Origin of the sequence: Anaerophaga thermohalophila str. Valhall, assembly GCF_000250735.1 — a bacterium.
In the GTDB taxonomy this organism is placed as follows: domain Bacteria; phylum Bacteroidota; class Bacteroidia; order Bacteroidales; family Marinilabiliaceae; genus Anaerophaga; species Anaerophaga thermohalophila_A.
In genome coordinates this window covers 1-1,230 of record NZ_AHZV01000188.1, presented here as the reverse complement: position 1 = coordinate 1,230, position 1,230 = coordinate 1, and the positions used below count along the sequence as shown (strand labels likewise).

General features: G+C 41.2%; 2 protein-coding genes. Both read right to left on the bottom strand.

Translation table 11 applies throughout. From position 1 onward, the window contains the following. Nucleotides 1-278 precede the first annotated feature (278 nt). Nucleotides 279-671: a hypothetical protein gene (locus OQ5_RS0110270; RefSeq protein ID WP_016777418.1), complete on the bottom strand. Its 393-nt coding sequence runs from the start codon at nt 669-671 to the stop codon at nt 279-281. A 56-nt stretch (nt 672-727) separates the two neighbouring features. Next, entirely contained in the window at nt 728-1,048 is a 321-nt protein-coding gene (locus OQ5_RS0110265) for a translation initiation factor (RefSeq protein WP_016777417.1), read from the bottom strand. Between the last annotated feature and the right edge of the window lie 182 nt (nt 1,049-1,230).

Sequence of the window (1,230 nt, the reverse complement as noted above, 5' to 3'; positions counted from 1 at the left end):
CACAAAGCTGTTTTTACAGTATATGTGTCTGTTCAGAAAGAGCCAGTTGCAGTGCCTGCCCCGATATCATCGGGGGCAAGTGCAACACAGCAAATGGTACTTTATGGACACACACTTATTCAACCCGTTGATTTGAGTTTTTAATGGCAGCCACGAAGGTTCCATTAATAACAGGTTTACTCGCTACAAACTTATTGTGCTGATCGGATAACAACACTTTTAATTCTTCTTATGCTCGTCTCACCTTAGGTTGAGACCAAAGAAGAAAAGTGATTTTTTTAGGAGATGGGAGGGGCGCGAAGTGAAATGTTCGTTTGTATTCGGTTCGAAGTATGTGGCGTTTCTCTGCTAAGAAACAGAAGTTTTTCAAAGACAAAAAATTTGAAGACCGGCGGATTATTGCGGAACCATTGACCAAGACTGGAAAAGTAGAAATAACTAAACGCGTTATGATCGTGATTTGTTCCGCTTCGATCTCCATTGTCGCTGTTCTGACCAGGCGCTTTTTGTGTAAAGGGATGAGCATGAACCACTCTTGTTCCGTCTTCAAGGACATGAGTGTGCAGAAAGAGGGCATATGTCACAATTATCAGTCCGTGAGCCAGAAGAAGGGCAAGACCAACAGATTGTTTTTGCAGTGGTAAACGCCAATATGAGTACAACTTTCTCATCGGTTGCAAAAATAATTACAACGGTTTTTCTGTCCAATCCCTAAATGTTGGCATTTTTATCCACCCGATTTTTTTGTTTGTGTATATCCGTTCTTATGGAGATATTCGATGATTCGCTCGCGGAAGTCGCCCTGAATAAGTATTTCACCGTTTTTAGATGAACCACCGGCCCCGCAGATACCTTTCAGTGTTCTCCCTAAATCTTGCAGGTCTGATTCTTTACCTTCGAATCCGGTAATCAATGTTACGGTTTTTCCCTTACGGTTTTTCCGGTCCAGCAATACCCTTAGGTTTTGTTTTTCCGGGGGAAGTGTTTCCGCTTCTTCTTTTTCGATAAAATCGTCGGGATTAAAATCCGGGTCTGTACTGTAGACCATTCCCCCCAAATTTTTTTTCTTCTTTTTACTCACAATTCTTCGTAAAATTATATAACAACTTGTCAATTAGAAGTAAGACACTGACAATTCAACATTCAACACCTATTCAGGTTTAGGCTAAGGTAAAGGTTGAGTAACACAAGCAATTTGAAACCCTAACCTAACCTGGACAAGCCAGAACC

Excerpts from the sequence above, each read along its gene's own strand:
- OQ5_RS0110270 (WP_016777418.1), bottom strand. The coding sequence starts at position 671 with ATGAGAAAGTTGTACTCATATTGGCGTTTACCACTGCAAAAACAATCT.
- OQ5_RS0110265 (WP_016777417.1), bottom strand. The coding sequence starts at position 1,048 with ATGGTCTACAGTACAGACCCGGATTTTAATCCCGACGATTTTATCGAA.